Consider the following 17,053-nt stretch of genomic DNA (forward strand, 5'->3'; position numbering starts at 1 on the left):
TCGGTGCGGCATGGCTCACGGTGTTCGACTTGCCTTGCGTCGGAACATCCGCGATGGGGTTTGCGGCTGCTTGGCGCTATACAAAGCCAGTCAGCCGGGAGGCCAATGACTGCAGTTCTGTCAACGACGGCTCCTTGCGTGGCCATCCCAATGTCACGCCATCACCGTGCTGGCGCGGCAGCACGTGCAGATGCACATGCGGAACCGTCTGCCAACCTGCTGGCTTGTTCGTCTGCAGCACGGTGATGCCGTCCGGATGGAAGGCAGCTTCGACGGCGCGGGCGATGCGTGTTGCCGTCCGGAACAGCGCGCCAGCTGTCTCGTCGTCGAGATCGAGAATTGTCTCGACCTGCGCCTTGGTGGCCACAATCACATGGCCGGGGTTGACCTGGCCTGCGTCCATGAAAGCGATCGTTAAATCGTCTTCATAGACGATGGCAGCGGGAATCTCGCGCTGAATGATGCGGGTAAAAATCGTGGCACCCATATATGTTCCTGCATGAATGTTGTGCCAGACGGCTGTCGGCGAGGGCCGTGTGTCCGGCTTGCTTTGAGGGGAACCGTCCTATCGGATGGTGAGGACGAGCTTCCCGATCACCCCTCTTGACGCGAGCCGGGCCGCTGCGTCAGCGAAGGATTCGAGAGGGAACGTTTGCATGACGCGCGGGCGCACGAACCCCTGCTGGTAGAGTTGGTTGAGCTTCGCCTGGGCCTCTGCGACGAGCTCGGGCGAGTGCATCGGATAGTCCGTCCACTGCATGCCGGCGACGGAGATGTTCTTGAGCAGCAGGTAGGAGCCCTTGATCACCGGAATCTTGCCGGCGGCAAATCCGATGATCACGGCCCGGCCGCGCCGAGCGAGCTGTCGAATGCACGCATCGAACACGTCGCCACCCACGGGGTCCAGAAATACGTCGGCACCTTTGCCGTCTGTAGCGCGATGCACTTGTGCGCGAACGGACTCGGGAAGGTTGGGGACGGACAGGTCGATCACCTCGTCGGCTCCGGATTGGCGCACCGCTTCCGCCTGGGCTTCCGAAGTCACGCCTGCGAGGACTTTGGCACCAAGCCCCTTGGCGATCTGCACGGCGGCCAGGCCGACGCCTCCGGCGGCGCCACTGATCAGTACGGTCTCGCCTTTGCGGAAGCCGCCGCGATCAGTGAGCGCAAAGAACGCCGTCTGGTACACGAGGCCCATCGCAGCCGCATCGACGAAGGGCATTTCGGTCGGAATCTTGTGCGCGCTCGCCTGCGGAACGGACAGACGACTTGCAAAGCAGCCGTTTTCCACCTGCGCCACGACGTGGTCCCCGCTCTTGAGTGAGCTCACGTTCGCACCGACCGCCTCCACGATCCCCGCCGCATCCTTCCCAGGGATGAAGGGCGGCTCAGGCAGGACTTGGTATTTCCCGCTCATCACCAGGAGATCGGGGAAGTTGATCGACGCGGCCTTGACGCTGATCAGGACGTCGTCGGGGCCGACAACTGGGTCGGTCACCTCTTCGACGCGATGGATGCGAGGGTCTTCGCTGAATTGACGGATGACTACGGCTTTCATGCTGATCGGACGAGGTAGGGGTGGCGGGTGCGCGCTTCAAACCCAACGGTTGTAGCTACCCCGTTCCGCTGACAATGGGGCGCGCGTCTACGTCATTATGTATGCATCATTGCATATCTCATAACAATATTTCCAAAAAACTAGTGTAAACCCCTGTTTTGTCGCTGCATATACATCAAGATATTGATGTATATGATAAGTTCTGCGAAGATGCCGCCGTCGTGAAAACGATGGGCCGCGTGCAGGTCTGTTCAGGCCGCTTGTGTCTCGCATGAGAGTGCCTGCGCAGTGGGTCCCTGGCCGTGGTTCCGATGCATTCATACCGAAATGAAGGAGACGAGACCGATGCGAGAGATCAACGTTCACGAACTAGCCGACAAGGCCAAGTTCAACCGCTTCCACGCCAAGGTGCTGGCCTGGTGCTTTCTGGTCATCATCCTTGACGGCTACGACTTGGCGGTCGCTGGAGCGGCGCTTCCAGCCATCATGAAAGAGATGGGCGTGCAGGCTGCGACCGCCGGATTTATGGCCAGCTCGGCGCTGTTTGGGATGATGTTCGGCGCCATCTTCCTGGGCGCATTGGCCGACAAGATCGGGCGTCGCTGGACGATCTCGCTGTGCGTCTTTCTCTTCAGCGTGTTCACTGCGGCAGCGGGCTTGACCAAGGACCCTGTCACGTTCAGCATTGCGCGCTTCATCGCCGGGCTGGGCATTGGCGGTGTGATGCCGAACATCACCGCACAGATGACGGAGTACGCCCCGAAGCGGATCCGCAGCTTCCTGACGACCGTCATGTTCTCCGGCTACGCCATCGGCGGAATCCTGGCCGCAGTGCTGGGCAAGCAGTTCATCGCGCAGTTCGGCTGGCAGATTGTCTTTTTCGCTGCCGGCGCTCCGGTGCTGTTGATTCCCTTCATCCTGAAGTCGATGCCGGAATCGCTGTCGTTTCTGGTGTCCCGGCGCGACAGCGGGCAGCTGCGTCAGCTTGTCCAGTCCATCGACCCGGCGTTCAAGGTCGGCACGAACGACACGTTCCGCCCGCCTCAGGCGGCTCATTCGGAATCGGGCGTGACGGTGGCGCAGCTGTTTCAGGATGGCCGGGGGCTGAGCACGGTGATGTTCTGGGTGGCCTTCTTCACCGGCTTGTTCATGATCTACGCGCTCAGTACCTGGCTGACGAAGCTGATGGCCATGTCGGGCTACAGCCTGGGTTCCGCGTTGAGTTTCGTCATCGCACTCAATGTGGGGGCGGTGATTGGCTCGATCGGCGGCGGCTGGCTCGCGGACCGGTTCCACATCAAGTGGGTGGTCGTCTGCATGTACGCGCTTGGGGGCGTTTTCCTGTACATGATGACGCTCAAGACCTCGACCGAGGTGCTCTATTTCATCATCGCTGCCGTCGGTGCCTGCTCCACGGGCGCGCAAATCGTCGTCTATGCCTACAGCGGCCAGTACTACCCGTCGGACATCCGCTCGACCGGGATCGGCATGGCGTCGGGCATCGGGCGCCTTGGCGCGATCGCGGCTCCCTTGCTGATCGGGCTGATCGTGTCGCTGCAACTTCCGCTTGAGCAGAACTTCCTGGTCATTGGTGCCGCAGGCGTCCTGGGAGCCGCTGCGCTCGCATGCATCAACCATGGCCGATCGGCGTCAGAACTGACCCTCAAAACGGGTACCGCCGTGTGAGTGCGCCAACGGCTGGGCCTTGGCGGCCCAGCCGTTGGCTGCGCTATTGCGCTTCGAGTCCCGCCTTGCCCTGAGCCGGATCCCGAACGGCACAGCCGGGGGGGCAAGGGATCCCTTGCGAACCCCGCATGTCCCGGATGCCGCGCAGCGCCGGCGCTGCCGCTGGAGATCTCACTCGCACACCTATTTGTGTAGTGATATTGATCTTTTGTGATGACTAATGACCGCAAAAGTAGGTATAAACCCCAGATCATTGAAATAATATACATCATGATCTTGACGTAAATGGGCGAACCCGAGATCATTGAGACCACCCTAGGCCCACCACGAGAGACAAGCATGCCCGCTTATCCACACCTCCTCAGCCCCCTGCGCGTCGCTGGGGTAGATCTGCCGAACCGCATGGTGATGGGCGCGATGCATACGCGCCTGGAAACGCTGGATCGTCCCCACGAAAGACTGGCTGCCTTCTACGCAGCCCGCGCCGCGGGTGAGATCGGCCTCATCCTCACCGGTGGCTACTCTCCCGTGCCCGAAGGGGTGATGGACGAAGGCGGTTTGGTGCTGGACAAGCCCGAGCAGCTGGACGAGCACCGCGTCATCACATCGGCGGTGAACGAGGCCGGTGGCCACATCGTCCTGCAGATTCTTCACGCGGGCCGCTATGCCAAGGTGCCCACCTGCGTCGCACCTTCGGCCGGCAAGGCGCGGATCAACGTTCATCCACCGCGTCCGCTGACGACCGCGGAGGTCTGGACAACCGTCGAGAGCTTTGCTCACACATCGGCGCTGGCGGAGCAGGCCGGATATGCAGGCATCGAGATCATGGGTTCCGAGGGCTACCTGATCAATGAGTTCACGGCAGCGTTGACCAACCAGCGCGACGACGAGTTCGGCGGGGACTTCGAGCGTCGGATCCGCTTCCCGCTCGAAATCGTCAAGGCCGTGCGGGCGCGGGTCTCCCCGCAGTTCATGGTCATCTATCGCATCTCGTCCATCGACCTGATGGACGGGGGCATGACCGGCGAGGAAGTTGCCGAATTTGCCCGCCGTGTCGAGGCTGCGGGCGCGGACATGATCAACACCGGCATTGGCTGGCATGAGTCGTCCGTGCCGACGATGGCGGCCCCGGTGCCGCGTGCTGCCTGGATCGACGCGATCCGCAACGTCAAGCGCGCGGTTGGCATTCCGGTCATGGCGTCCAACCGCATCAACGCGCCCGATGTGGCCGAGGAGATCATTGCCTCCGGCGCGGCGGATCTGGTTTCGATGGCCCGCCCGTTGCTGGCCGACCCTGAGTTCGCCCGCAAGACGCGCGAAGACCGTGCCGACGAAATCAACACCTGCATTGCCTGCAACCAGGCCTGTCTGGATCGCATCTTCACTGACCGCGTGGCGACTTGCCTGGTCAACCCCAGAGCGGGGCGCGAGATCGAGTTCGACAACAGCAAGACCGCCACTCCCAAGCATTTCGCCGTTGTCGGCGGTGGGCCCGCGGGCATGGCGTTCGCGATCAACGCCGCCCAGCGCGGACATCGGGTCACGCTGTTCGAGGCGGGCGACCAGTTGGGCGGCCAACTGAACATGGCCCGCAAGGTGCCCGGCAAGAACGAGTTCAACGAGATGTTGCGGTACTTCCGGGTCACGCTGGAACGCTTGCAGGTGGCCGTGCATCTGCAAACGCGTGTCGAGGCCGGAGATCTGGCCGGGCGTGTGCGCTCGGGAGAGTTCGACGAGGTGGTGATTGCGACCGGCGTGGTGCCGAGGGAGCCCGATATCCGCGGGCTCGATCACTCGAAGGTGGTCAGCTACCTGGATGTGCTGGCCAACGGCGCGCCGGTGGGCAACAAGGTAGCCATCATCGGCGCGGGCGGCATTGGCTTTGACGTGGCCGAGTACCTGGTCGGCAATGCCGAGGAGTCGCTCAAGCCACAGGTGTTCATGGATGCCTGGGGGGTGGATACGGGTATCCGCAGCGCGGGAGGCCTCAAGGCGCCTGCGCAGCACGCGACTGAGCGCGTCATCCACATGTTCCAGCGCAAGCCCGAATCACTGGGCAAGAACCTGGGCAAGTCCACGGGCTGGATTCTCAAGGCCAAGCTGCGCAAGGCCGATGTGGCCATGACTGCCGGTGCGAGCTACCGGGCGGTCGACGATCAGGGCCTGCACTACAGCGTGAATGGCGAGGCTCGCGTCTTGGACGCGGACACCGTCATTCTCTGCGCGGGACAGCTGTCGAACCGGGCGCTGTTCGATGGCTTGGCCAAGCGGGGTGTCAAGGCCCACGTGATCGGCGGAGCGGATGTCGCGGCTGAGTTGGACGCATTGCGCGCCATCGACCAGGCAACGCGCTTGGCGGTTTCGTTCTGATCTTCACCAGTCCCACCCGGAGAAAAGCATGACGAACAAGTTCAAGCAAGACCTCGATAAGAATCCCGGCAACTACCGGCCGCTGACCCCGCTGGGGTTTCTCGACCGTGCGGCGGATGTCTATCCAGACCGCATCGCCGTCATCCACGGCGAGCGGCGCTATACCTGGGCCGCGTATGCCGAGCGCTGCCGCAGCCTGGCGCGTGCCCTGATCGGTGCGGGCATTGAGCGCGGCGACACGGTCGCCATCCTCGCGGCCAATATCCCGGAGATGCTGGAGGCGCAATTTGGCGTGCCGATGGCGGGCGCGGTCGTCAACTCCATCAATATCCGCCTGGATGCGGCAGCGATCGCCTTCATCCTGCAGCACTCGGAGACCCGTTTGCTGTTGGTGGATCAGCAGTTTGCAGATGTGGCGCGTGCGGCGGTGAAGCTTTCCGGCATGCAGATGGATGTCGTGGACATCCGTGGCAGCGACGTCCCCGATGCCGAGCCGGTCGGCGTGATCGACTACGAGAGCTTCTTGGCTAATGCGCCGGCTGATGCGCAGCTGCGGTACCCCGAGGACGAGTGGGATGCCGTCGCGTTGAACTACACCTCGGGAACCACGGGCAATCCGAAGGGGGTGGTCTACCACCACCGCGCGGCCTATCTCAATGCCCTGGGCACCGCCATCTATGCGCGGCTGAACATCGGAACGCCGGTCTATCTGTGGACCTTGCCCTTGTTCCATTGCAACGGCTGGTGCTATGCCTGGGCCATGGCAGCCGTGGGCGGCACGAACGTGTGCTTGCGCAAGGTTGTCGCCGAAGACATCTACGAAGCCATCGGCCGACATGGCGTGACGCATTTCTGTGGTGCGCCGGCGGTGCTGAGTTCGCTGGTGGCTGGCAAGCCGCAGAACTGGAGCAATCCAAGCTCACCCATTCTGGTTGCTTGCGCCGGTGCCTCGCCGCCGGTGTCAGTGATCGCGCAAACCGAGGCGCTGGGTTTCGAGGTGCTGCATGTATATGGCATGACCGAACAGCACGGCGTCAACACGGTGTGCGTGACCCAGGATTCCTGGGCCGCCATGGCGCCGGAGGAGAGGTCGCGCCACATGGGCCGCCAGGGCGTGCGCACGGCCGTGGCGGGAGACATGATCGTGGCCAATCCCCATACCCTCCAGCCGGTGTCGCGGGACGGCAAGACGATTGGCGAGGTGTTGTTCCGCGGGAACCTGGGCATGAAGGGCTACCTCAAGAATCCCGAGGCCACACGCGAGGCCTTCCAGGGCGGCTGGATGCACAGCGGTGACCTGGCCGTGGTGCACGAGGACGGCTACATCGAGATCAAGGACCGCTCCAAGGACATCATCATCTCCGGTGGCGAGAACGTCTCGTCCATCGAGGTCGAAGAAGTGCTGTTCACGCATCCGGCGGTGTTCCAGGTCGCAGTGGTCGCTGTGCCTGATGCGAAGTGGGGTGAAGTGCCCTGTGCTGTGCTGGAACTGCATCCGCAGTACGTAGGCACGCTGACGCAGGAGGAGGTCATCCAGTTCTGCCGCTCCAGGCTTCCGGGCTTCAAGACACCCAAGCACGTGATCTTCGAGCCGATCGTGCGCACCGCGACCGGCAAGCTCCAGAAATTCAAGCTGCGCGACCATGTCGCTCAGGTCATCGCCAACCGCAACTACTGACTCGTTTTACTACAGGAGAGCATTCCTATGCGTGGACTCAAAGACAAAGTCGCCATCATCACTGGCGCAGCCGGCGGCATCGGGCGCAGCCTGGTGCAACGCTTCCTGGAAGAGGGCGCGCGCGTTGCCGCCCTGGATCTGAACCAGGCCGGCCTCGATGAACTCAAGGGCCAGTTCCAGCAGTACGCGGGTCAACTGGCCACGGTTCAGCTGGACATCACGGATCACGATGCGGTTGCCAAGGCCGTGCAGAGGATCCATGCCGACCTCAAGCAGATCGACATCCTGGTCAACAACGCTGGCTGGGACGTGGCCATGCAGTTCGTCGAGACCACTCCCGATCTGTGGGACAAGCTGATCGCGATCAACCTCAAGGGGCCGCTGAGCCTGCAGCACGCCGTGGTTCCTCTCATGGTGGAGGCTGGTGGCGGCAAGATCGTCAACATCGCCTCCGATGCGGGCCGCGTCGGCTCGTCGGGAGAATCGGTCTACGCTGCTTGCAAGGGCGGCATCATCGCCTTCAGCAAGACGCTGGCACGCGAGACCGCGCGCAACAACGTGCGCGTCAACGTGGTGTGTCCCGGTCCGACCGACACCGCGCTGCTGCAGTCCTTCACGGGTGGCGGTGAGTTCGGCCAGAAGATCTACGACGGCCTGAAGCGTGCCATCCCCCTCAAACGCCTCGGCCAGCCCGAGGACATTCCCGGCGCCGTGGCGTTCCTCTCGAGTGACGATGCCAACTTCATCACCGGCCAGGTCATGTCGGTGTCCGGTGGCCTGACCATGCACGGCTAACCCCATCAGGAGACGAACATGAGCGACTACACCGACATTCTCTACGAAGAAAAGGGCGGCGTTGCCCGCATCACGATCAACCGCCCCGAGAAGTACAACGCCTTCCGTGGCAAGACCTGCGATGAGCTGATCGACGCGCTGCACCGCGCCGGCTGGAACAAGGCTGTTGGCGTCATCGTGCTGACCGGCGTGGGCGACAAGGCGTTCTGCACCGGCGGCGACCAGTCCGCGCATGACGGTGGTTACGACGGCCGTGGTCTGGTCGGCCTGCCGGTCGAGGAGCTGCAGGGCTTGATCCGCGAGGTGCCAAAGCCCGTGATCGCCCGCGTCAACGGCTATGCGATCGGCGGCGGCAACGTGCTGGTGACCTGCTGTGATCTGGCGATTGCTTCCGAGACGGCGCAGTTCGGCCAGGTCGGCCCCAAGGTCGGCTCGGTGGATCCCGGCTTCGGCACGGCGTTCCTGGCCCGCGTGGTCGGTGAGAAGAAGGCCCGTGAGATCTGGTACCTGTGCCGTCGCTACAAGGCGCAGGATGCGCTGGCCATGGGCCTGGTCAATGCCGTGGTGCCCGCCGACCAGCTCGATGCCGAAGTGCAGAAGTGGTGCGATGAAATCCTGGCGCTGAGCCCCACGGCTATCGCCATCGCCAAGCGCTCCTTCAATGCCGACTCGGATTCGATCCGCGGTATCGGCGGCCTGGGCATGCAGGCGCTGGCGCTGTACTACGGCACCGAGGAGTCGCACGAGGGCGTCAAGGCCTTCATGGAAAAGCGCAAGCCCCGCTTCCGTCCCCAGCCTGACGAAGGCAGCCAGGCATGAGTGCCGAACTGACCTACCGTGAGGATGTCGCGGTACTGACGCTGAACCGTCCGAAGGCATTGAATGCCTTGAACGCCGAAATGGTGGGCGAGATCGCGGAGCGCCTTGACGAGGTTGCTGTGTCGAAGGCTCGGGCGCTGCTCATCGTTGGCGCAGGCGGTGGCAAGGCCTTTTGCGCCGGCGCCGACGTGGGCGAACTGCAGGGCAAGAATGCCGACCAGCAGCGCAAAACCGCACGGCGTGGTCAGTTGGTGTTTGCCAAGCTGGACAGGCTGCGCATCCCCTCGGTCGCCGTTATTACCGGGGTGGCGTTCGGGGGCGGGCTCGAACTGGCGATGGCCTGCACCTTTCGCATCGCGACGCCCACGTCGCGCCTCGGGCTCCCCGAAATCAAGCTGGGCCTGATTCCCGGCTACGGAGGCACGCAGCGTCTGCCCCGCTTGGTTGGCGTTGGGCGAGCCGTCGAGCTGATTGCCAGCGGCCGTGCGATCGATGCCCAGGAAGCTGAACGCATCGGTCTCATCCATCGCATCGTCGAAGCCGAAGACCCGGTCGATGCGGGAGCCGCTTACCTGAAAAGCCTCGGAGAGCCGTTTCCGGCATCGCTGGGCCATGCACTCGAGGCCATCCGGCATTCGCAGTCCATGCGCCTGGAGGATGGGCTGCAGGAGGAGGCAGAGTGCTTCTCGGCGGCGACCCAGACCTGGGATGCCGATGAAGGCGTCACCGCCTTCCTGGGCAAGCGCAAGCCTCAGTTCGCCGGACATTGAGCGCGTCGCCTTCAGACCAGGAGTCCCTTATTTCCAGCGACCTTCATCTCCCGGAGCCGGTGCATGCGGCGGCGAGTCCGATGCTGGTGCGCTCGATGCCCTTTGTGTTTGTGGTCATCTGGGCCACGGGCTTTGTGGTTGCCCGATACGGCATGCCGCATGCACCGCCGATGAAATTCCTGGCGGCGCGCTATGCCTTGTCGGTCGGCTGCTTTGGCGTCTGGGCGCTTGCCGCGCGGGCGACCTGGCCGCAGGGCGCGCGGGGTTGGCTGCACCTGAGCGTCACCGGGATGCTGATGCACGCCATCTACCTTGGCGGCGTCTGGAGCGCGGTGAAGCTGGGGATGGGCGCGGGTCTGACTGCACTGCTCGTCGGGTTGCAGCCGGTTCTGACAGCGATCTGGCTCTCCCGCCGAGGCGGCCGAGTGACAGGGGCGCAATGGGTTGGCCTTTTTCTCGGACTGCTGGGCTTGCTGCTGGTGGTGTGGGCGAAGCTGGGCTTCGGAGAGGTCGGCCCTGCCAGCTTGGGTGGTGCGCTGCTGGCCCTGCTGGGCATCACGGCGGGAACGCTTTACCAAAAGCGGTTCGTGACGCCCTGCGATGTCCGCACTGCCAGCTTCATCCAACTGCTGGCGGCGTTTGCGGTCACCACGCCCCTGGCGTTGCTGGAAACGGAGCCGATGCAGTGGGTCGATGCCGCAGGAGGACTGAATTCCGAATTGGCAGGGGCCATGGCCTGGTCGGTGCTGGGGCTGACGTTGGGGGGCAGTTCTCTGCTGTACCTGCTGATCCAGCGTGGCGCCGCAACCTCCGTCACCAGTCTTTTCTACCTCGTGCCTCCGACCACAGCGGTGATGGCGTGGATGCTTTTTGGTGAGCCGATCACGGGCCTGACGGTCGCCGGTACGGTGGCCACTGCAATCGGCGTGGGAATCGTCGTGCGTAAGCAGAACTAAGTTCGATCACTTCCCGAAGGAGAAGGACCATGACATTCAAGAACATTCTGTTCACGGTCGAAAGCGGTGTGGCTCGCATCGTCCTGAACCGGCCGGAAAAACTCAACAGCCTCGACGCGGCGACCATGGTTGAGATCCATGAGGCCATGTCCCGCATTGAAGCCGATCGCCAGTTGCGGGTTCTGGTGCTCGGCGGGGCGGGGCGCGCCTTCTGCGCGGGACAGGATCTCGCCGATCCCGCCATGCAGGCCGTCGATGGCAAGTTGCCGGACATCGGCAATCTCGTGGAGCGGTATTTCAAGCCGCTGGTGATGCGCTTGCAGAACCTGCATGTCCCCACGGTCGCGGCGGTTCAAGGGTTGGCTGCCGGAGGCGGTGCCTCCATTGCCCTGGCCTGCGATCTGGTGGTCGCAGCGCAATCCGCGTATTTCCTGCAGGCCTTCTCCAGGATCGGGCTGACGCCGGATACCGGGAGTACGTGGTTCCTCACGCGATCCGTTGGCACTGTGCGTGCGCTCGGTCTGGCAATGCTCGCCGAGAAGCTGCCGGCCACCAAGGCGGCCGAATGGGGACTCATCTGGCAGGTGGTCGACGACTCGGAATTCGCAAGCGCCATCGACGCTCTGGCAGCACGGATCGCCCGGATGCCGACGAAGGCGCTGGTACGCACTCGGCAACTGATGCATGCGGCCACCGGCCATACCTTGGAGCAGCAACTGTTCATGGAGGCCAGCTTCATTCGCGAAATGGGATGGAGTGCCGACTATCGCGAAGGCTTGCAGGCATTTACAGAAAAGCGGGCTCCGAACTTCACCGGCGAGTGACCGGCATGTTGTCGCAGCCAGTCCCTGCCAATGTCTCAGGCGCTGGCTCTGCCGGAACCAGGCACCCAACCCAGTTGGGGAGACGAACAAGAAATTTTTCCACCTGTTTGCATTGATGGACGCAAACGCTTCGCCATAGGAGGCCCTATGAGTCACTACACACCACCCATGCAGGACATGCAGTTCGTGCTGAATGAACTGGCGGACCTGCACGAAATTGCGGCGCTGCCCGGCTATGGCGAGGCCACTCCAGATGTCGCTCGAGCCGTGCTGGAAGAGGCTGGGGTTTTTGCCTCCGAGGTCATCGCGCCTCTGAATCATTCGGGCGACGTCGAAGGTGTTCGCCTGGAAGACGGCCTCCCGCGCATGCCTGCCGGATGGGCGCAGGCCTATGCGCGCTTTGTCGAAGCTGGCTGGCCGGCACTGGCCGCCCCCGAAGAACTGGGCGGACAGAACCTTCCCGGTGTGCTGGCCGCTGCGGTCGAAGAAATGTGGAACAGCGGGAGCGTGGCGTTCGGCCTGCTGAGCCTGCTGTCACGGGGGGCGGTGAACGTATTGCGGCACGCGGGCTCGCCCGAACTGCAGCAGCGGTACTTGCCGCGCATGATCAGCGGCGAATGGACCGGCACGATGGTGCTAACCGAGCCCCAGGCAGGCTCCGACCTGTCCGCTGTGCGTACCCGCGCTACCCGCGCAGCCGATGGCGCTTATCGGCTGCACGGCACCAAGATCTTCATCACCTATGGGGACCATGATCTCGTCCCTAACGTGGTGCATCTGGTGCTTGCCAGGGTCGAAGGCGCCCCGGCCGGAACCAAGGGGATCTCGCTGTTCGCGGTGCCCAAGGTCCTGGTCAACGACGATGGTTCGCTGGGCGAGCACAACGACGTCCGGGCGGTGTCGATCGAGCGCAAGCTTGGCCTGCACGCCACGCCCACTTGCGTCATGGCCTTTGGCGATGGGGCGGGAGCGGTGGCCCATCTGGTCGGCGAGGAGAACCGCGGGCTGGAATACATGTTCATCATGATGAACTCGGCGCGTTTCGCCGTGGGTCTGGAGGGCATCGGCTTGGCCGAACGCGCGTACCAGAAAGCCAGGGATTATGCACGGGAGCGGGTTCAAGGTGTGGAGCAGGGCGGCGAGACTGGCGCCAAGGTTCCGATCATCCGCCACCCTGATGTGCGCCGCATGCTGTTGAGCATGAAATCCCGGATCGAGGCCATGCGCGCGCTGGCGGCGGTGATGGCGGGAAGCATGGACCAGGCGGCGCTCAATCCGGATGCGGAAGTCCGGGATGCCCACCAGGCTTTCGTCGAACTGATGATGCCTATCGCCAAGGGATGGTTCACGGAAACCGGGCTGGATGTTGCCTCCATGGGCATCCAGGTTCACGGCGGCGTGGGCTTTATTGAGGAAACCGGGGCGGCCCAGTATCTGCGCGACGCTCGCATCACGACGATCTATGAAGGTACCACGGGCATCCAGGCGATGGATCTGGTTGGACGCAAGATCGGTCGCGATGGCGGACACGCGATCGGCGCGGTGATCGTGCGCATGCGGCAGGTGCAGGCCGACCTGGCATCCCACGCGCATGCCGAACTGCGCGCTATCGGGGCTCAGCTGAACAAGGGCATCGGCGATCTCGAGGCGGCAGTCGAATCGCTCGTGAAGTCGTGGGCAGGCGGCCCCAAGCCTGCTCTGGCGGGATCTGGGCCGTTCCTGGAGCTCTTGGGTATCGTGGCGGGTGGGTGGCAGATGGGTCGCGCCGCATTGGCTGCGAACCGGCTCCTTGAATCGGATCCAGGTTCGGAATTTTTGAGCAGCAAGATACTGAGTTGCCGCTTCTACGTTGACCACGTTCTTTCCAAGTCGGCGGGGCTGCGTCATACCATCGTTTCTGGCGCTGGCGCCACGCTGGCGTTCCCTGAAGCGGCGTTTTGAAGAGGCGACGACTTGCAATGCCATTGCGCGAACACAGTTAGTGTTTTGTGCTGTAAATGCGCGAGCGTTGTGATCGCGTGGTCGAGTGGCCTGACTCTACGGGAAGCCTTGGCAAGGCTTCCGGCGAGGAAGGTCGTATGCGAAAACCACGCTGCCTATTTTTCACGCTGCTGTAGGTGTTAGTTCCGAATACTCGTCCGTGCACCGTGGCGATTTGGGTCGGCGGATCTTCATGAAAGAGAAGGTATTACGGGGTAGTGTCTTCAAACGTTCCTTCGAGGGCTGGTGCGGCGCCATATCTCAGTCGGCTCCTGGCTTCTTTGGGGCCGCTTGCCGTTGCAAGCGGTCACTCGGCGAGGTTTCGCTCGGATCCCCAGCCCAACGGGCATAGGGCCATACCAGAAGGATTACCAAATATCAGGAGAGGATCTTTCATGCAGACAGACCCAAGCTTGGCAGCGCAGCGCAGTGACACCCAGCGCATCGGCGTCCCCCGCGAAACTTTCCCCGGCGAAAAACGTGTAGCCACCGTGCCCGACGTGGTGGAAAAACTCATCAAGCTGGGCTTTTCGGTCGCCATCGAATCGGGCGCGGGCGAGGCCGCCAACTTCAGCGACGAAGCCTATCGCGCCGCCGGGGCCGAAGTGCTGCCGGATGCCGCGGCGCTGTGGGCCGCCTCGGACATTGTCTTCAAGGTGCGCCCGCCCTGCCCCGAGGAAGTGGGCCTGATGCGCCAAGGCGGCACACTGATCGACTTCATCTGGCCGGCGCAGAACCCCGAGCTGATGCAGCAGCTCGCCGCCAGGAAGGCCACGGTCCTCGCCATCGACTGCCTGCCGCGCACACTTTCGCGCGCCCAGAAGATGGATGCGCTGACCTCTACGGCTGGCGTCTCCGGTTACCGCGCCGTCATCGAGGCGGCCCATGCCTTCGGCCGCTACTTCAATGGCCAGATCACGGCGGCGGGCAAAGTACCGCCTGCCAAGGTGTTCATCGCCGGTGCCGGCGTGGCGGGCCTCGCCGCCATCGGCACGGCGGCCAATCTGGGCGCCATCGTGCGGGCCAACGACACGCGTGCCGAGGTGGCCGACCAGGTCAAGTCGCTGGGCGGCGAGTTCGTCAAGGTGGACTACGAGGAAGACGGCTCCGGCGGCGGCGGCTACGCCAAGGTCATGAGCGAAGGCTTCCAGGCCGCGCAGCGCCAGATGTACGCCCAGCAGGCCCAGGACGCGGACATCATCATCACCACCGCGCTGATCCCCGGCAAGCCCGCACCCAAGCTCATCACCGCCGAGATGGTGCAGAGCATGAACCCCGGCAGCGTGATCGTGGATATGGCCGCCGAGCAGGGCGGCAACTGCGAACTCACGGTGCCCGGCGAGGCCGTGGTGCGCCATGGCGTGACCATCATCGGCTACACGGACCTCGCGTCGCGCTTGGCCAAGCAATCGTCCACGCTGTACGCCACCAACCTGCTGCGCCTGACCGAGGAACTGTGCAAGGCCAAGGACGGCGTGGCCGTGGTCAACATGGAGGACGACGCGATCCGCGGCCTGACCCTCATCAAGGATGGCGCTATCACCTGGCCGGCCCCGCCGCTCAAGGCTGCGCCCGTGCCGGCGCCCAAGGCGGCGGCGGTCCCCGTCGCCGAGAAGAAGAACGGCCACGGCCATGGCGCCGGCGCGCCCATGTCCGCCAAGGCGCTGACCCTCATCTTCTGCGTGGCGGCCGTGCTGTTCTGGTGTATCGGCGCCTATGCGCCCGCGGCCTTCCTGAGCCACTTCACGGTGTTCGCGCTGGCCTGCTTCATCGGCTACATGGTGGTGTGGAACGTCACGCCCGCGCTGCACACGCCGTTGATGAGCGTGACCAACGCCATCTCCAGCATCATCGCCATCGGCGCGCTGGTGCAGATCGCGCCGCCCGACGGCGTGGGCGGCGGGCGGCCGGACGAGCTGATCCGCTGGCTGGCCTTTGCTGCGCTGGTGCTCACGGCCGTCAACATGTTCGGCGGCTTTGCCGTCACGCGCCGCATGCTGGCCATGTTTCGCAAATAACCAGAACGACGAGGAGAACGGAACATGTCCCACAGCTTGTCGACGGTGGCCTACCTGGGCGCCGCCATACTTTTCATCCTGAGCCTGGGCGGGCTCTCGAACCCCGAAACCTCGCGCCGCGGCAACCTGCTGGGCATGGTCGGCATGGCGCTGGCCGTGCTGGCCACGGTGTTCGGCCCGCGTGTGAGCTCGGGCGGCATTGCCTGGATCGTCATCGCGCTGGTCATCGGCGGCGGCATCGGCTTCTACGCCGCGAAGATCGTAAAGATGACCCAGATGCCCGAACTGGTCGCGCTCATGCACAGCCTGGTGGGCCTGGCGGCCTGCCTGGTGGGTTTTGCCAGCTATGTCGATACCTCGGTGCAGTTCAGCGGCGCCGAGAAGGCCATCCATGAGGTGGAGATCTACGTCGGCATCCTGATCGGCGCCGTCACCTTCTCGGGCTCGCTGATCGCCTTCGGCAAGCTCAACGGCAAGATCGGCGGCAAGCCACTGCTGCTGCCCGCGCGCCACTGGCTCAACCTCGTTGCGCTGCTGGTGGTGATCTGGTTCGGCAAGCAGTTCCTGGGCACCCACGAAAGCGGCGCCGGCATGACGGCCCTGGTCGTGATGACCGTGATCGCGTTGCTATTCGGTGTGCACATGGTGATGGCCATCGGCGGCGCTGACATGCCGGTGGTGGTGTCCATGCTCAACAGCTACTCGGGCTGGGCCGCGGCCGCCACCGGTTTCATGCTGAACAACGACCTGCTGATCGTCACAGGCGCGCTGGTGGGCTCGTCGGGCGCGAGCCTGAGCTACATCATGTGCAACGCGATGAACCGCAACTTCATCAGCGTGATCGCCGGCGGCTTCGGCTCCGGCGCGGGCAAGTCGGCCAAGAAGGGCGAAGCCGCCTCGCCACAAGGCGAGGTCACGCCCATTAGCGCCGCCGAAACCGCCGAGATGCTGCGCGAGGCAAAGAGCGTGGTCATCGTGCCGGGCTACGGCATGGCCGTCGCGCAGGCCCAGCACACGGTCAACGAGATCACCAAGGCGCTGCGCGAGAAGGGCGTGGATGTGCGCTTCGCCATCCACCCGGTGGCCGGCCGCATGCCGGGCCACATGAACGTGCTGCTGGCCGAGGCCAAGGTGCCCTACGACATCGTGATGGAGATGGACGAGATCAACGAGGACTTCCCGGACACCGACGTGGCGATGGTCATCGGCGCCAACGACATCGTGAACCCGGCGGCGCAGGACGATCCGACCAGCCCGATCGCGGGCATGCCGGTGCTGGAGGTCTGGAAGGCCAAGCACTCGATCGTCATGAAACGCTCCATGGCTTCGGGATACGCCGGCGTGGATAACCCGCTGTTCTACAAGGAGAACAACCGAATGCTGTTCGGCGACGCCAAGAAGATGCTGGACGAAGGGCTGGCCGCGCTCAAAGGAGGCCGAATGCAGAAGTCGGCTCCTTGGATTGATCCATCGGCTGGATAGGCTCGTATTTGATCCGAATGGAGACCTCGTCCTTGAGCTGTTCGATGACGGCGCGTTGGGGCGGGTGAATTCCCGCGGACGCCATAGACTTCCTCCCGCCCGGGCGCCAACTCGGAA

At 63.8% G+C, this 17,053-nt stretch carries 13 protein-coding genes; 11 read left to right on the forward strand and 2 right to left on the reverse strand.

The annotated features are described in order from the left end of the window. Nucleotides 1–76 precede the first annotated feature (76 nt). Both AC3WQZ_RS03350 and AC3WQZ_RS03355 read right to left on the reverse strand, forming a co-directional pair. Nucleotides 77–487, reverse strand: coding sequence for an HIT family protein (locus AC3WQZ_RS03350; protein WP_058697510.1), 411 nt, complete (start codon nt 485–487; stop codon nt 77–79). Nucleotides 488–565: 78 nt separating this feature from the next. Beyond that, on the reverse strand, nt 566–1,558 hold the full coding sequence (locus tag AC3WQZ_RS03355; RefSeq protein WP_058697511.1) for an NADPH:quinone oxidoreductase family protein: 993 nt from the start codon (nt 1,556–1,558) through the stop codon (nt 566–568). A 345-nt stretch (nt 1,559–1,903) separates the two neighbouring features. Between AC3WQZ_RS03355 and AC3WQZ_RS03360 the strand changes: the two genes are divergently transcribed. From AC3WQZ_RS03360 to pntB, 11 genes are all read left to right on the forward strand, one after another. After that, nucleotides 1,904–3,244 (forward strand): MFS transporter, encoded by a 1,341-nt coding sequence (locus AC3WQZ_RS03360; RefSeq protein WP_058697512.1) that lies wholly within the window; start codon nt 1,904–1,906, stop codon nt 3,242–3,244. Between the two features lie 339 nt (nt 3,245–3,583). Continuing rightward, the gene (locus AC3WQZ_RS03365; RefSeq protein WP_058697513.1) at nt 3,584–5,614 is read left to right on the forward strand and encodes an NADPH-dependent 2,4-dienoyl-CoA reductase; all 2,031 of its coding nucleotides are present in this window, start codon (nt 3,584–3,586) and stop codon (nt 5,612–5,614) included. A 28-nt stretch (nt 5,615–5,642) separates the two neighbouring features. After that, nucleotides 5,643–7,292 carry an AMP-binding protein gene (locus AC3WQZ_RS03370; protein WP_058697514.1) on the forward strand — a complete coding sequence of 550 codons (1,650 nt, stop codon included), beginning with the start codon at nt 5,643–5,645 and terminating at the stop codon, nt 7,290–7,292. 27 nt (nt 7,293–7,319) lie between these two features. Then, a complete protein-coding gene (locus AC3WQZ_RS03375; RefSeq protein ID WP_058697515.1) occupies nt 7,320–8,087 on the forward strand; it encodes a glucose 1-dehydrogenase in 768 nt (255 codons plus the stop codon). Nucleotides 8,088–8,105: 18 nt separating this feature from the next. Next, complete coding sequence (gene badI / locus AC3WQZ_RS03380) at nt 8,106–8,906, forward strand: 2-ketocyclohexanecarboxyl-CoA hydrolase (RefSeq protein ID WP_058697516.1); 801 nt, start codon at nt 8,106–8,108, stop codon at nt 8,904–8,906. After that, nucleotides 8,903–9,676, forward strand: a complete 774-nt coding sequence (locus tag AC3WQZ_RS03385; RefSeq protein WP_058697517.1) for an enoyl-CoA hydratase/isomerase family protein — start codon at nt 8,903–8,905, stop codon at nt 9,674–9,676. The genes badI and AC3WQZ_RS03385 overlap by 4 nt, the downstream gene beginning before the upstream one ends. 80 nt (nt 9,677–9,756) lie before the next feature. Next, nucleotides 9,757–10,632 carry a DMT family transporter gene (locus tag AC3WQZ_RS03390; RefSeq protein ID WP_058697518.1) on the forward strand — a complete coding sequence of 292 codons (876 nt, stop codon included), beginning with the start codon at nt 9,757–9,759 and terminating at the stop codon, nt 10,630–10,632. Between the two features lie 29 nt (nt 10,633–10,661). Then, on the forward strand, nt 10,662–11,456 hold the full coding sequence (locus AC3WQZ_RS03395) for an enoyl-CoA hydratase-related protein (RefSeq protein ID WP_058697519.1): 795 nt from the start codon (nt 10,662–10,664) through the stop codon (nt 11,454–11,456). 147 nt (nt 11,457–11,603) lie between these two features. Next, a complete protein-coding gene (locus AC3WQZ_RS03400) occupies nt 11,604–13,397 on the forward strand; it encodes an acyl-CoA dehydrogenase (protein WP_058697520.1) in 1,794 nt (597 codons plus the stop codon). A 434-nt stretch (nt 13,398–13,831) separates the two neighbouring features. Then, complete coding sequence (locus tag AC3WQZ_RS03405; RefSeq protein ID WP_058697521.1) at nt 13,832–15,454, forward strand: Re/Si-specific NAD(P)(+) transhydrogenase subunit alpha; 1,623 nt, start codon at nt 13,832–13,834, stop codon at nt 15,452–15,454. Nucleotides 15,455–15,478: 24 nt separating this feature from the next. Then, a complete protein-coding gene (gene pntB / locus AC3WQZ_RS03410) occupies nt 15,479–16,936 on the forward strand; it encodes a Re/Si-specific NAD(P)(+) transhydrogenase subunit beta (RefSeq protein ID WP_058697522.1) in 1,458 nt (485 codons plus the stop codon). Nucleotides 16,937–17,053 lie beyond the last annotated feature (117 nt).

The sequence above is a fragment of the Cupriavidus sp. FW305-26 genome, from assembly GCF_058787975.1.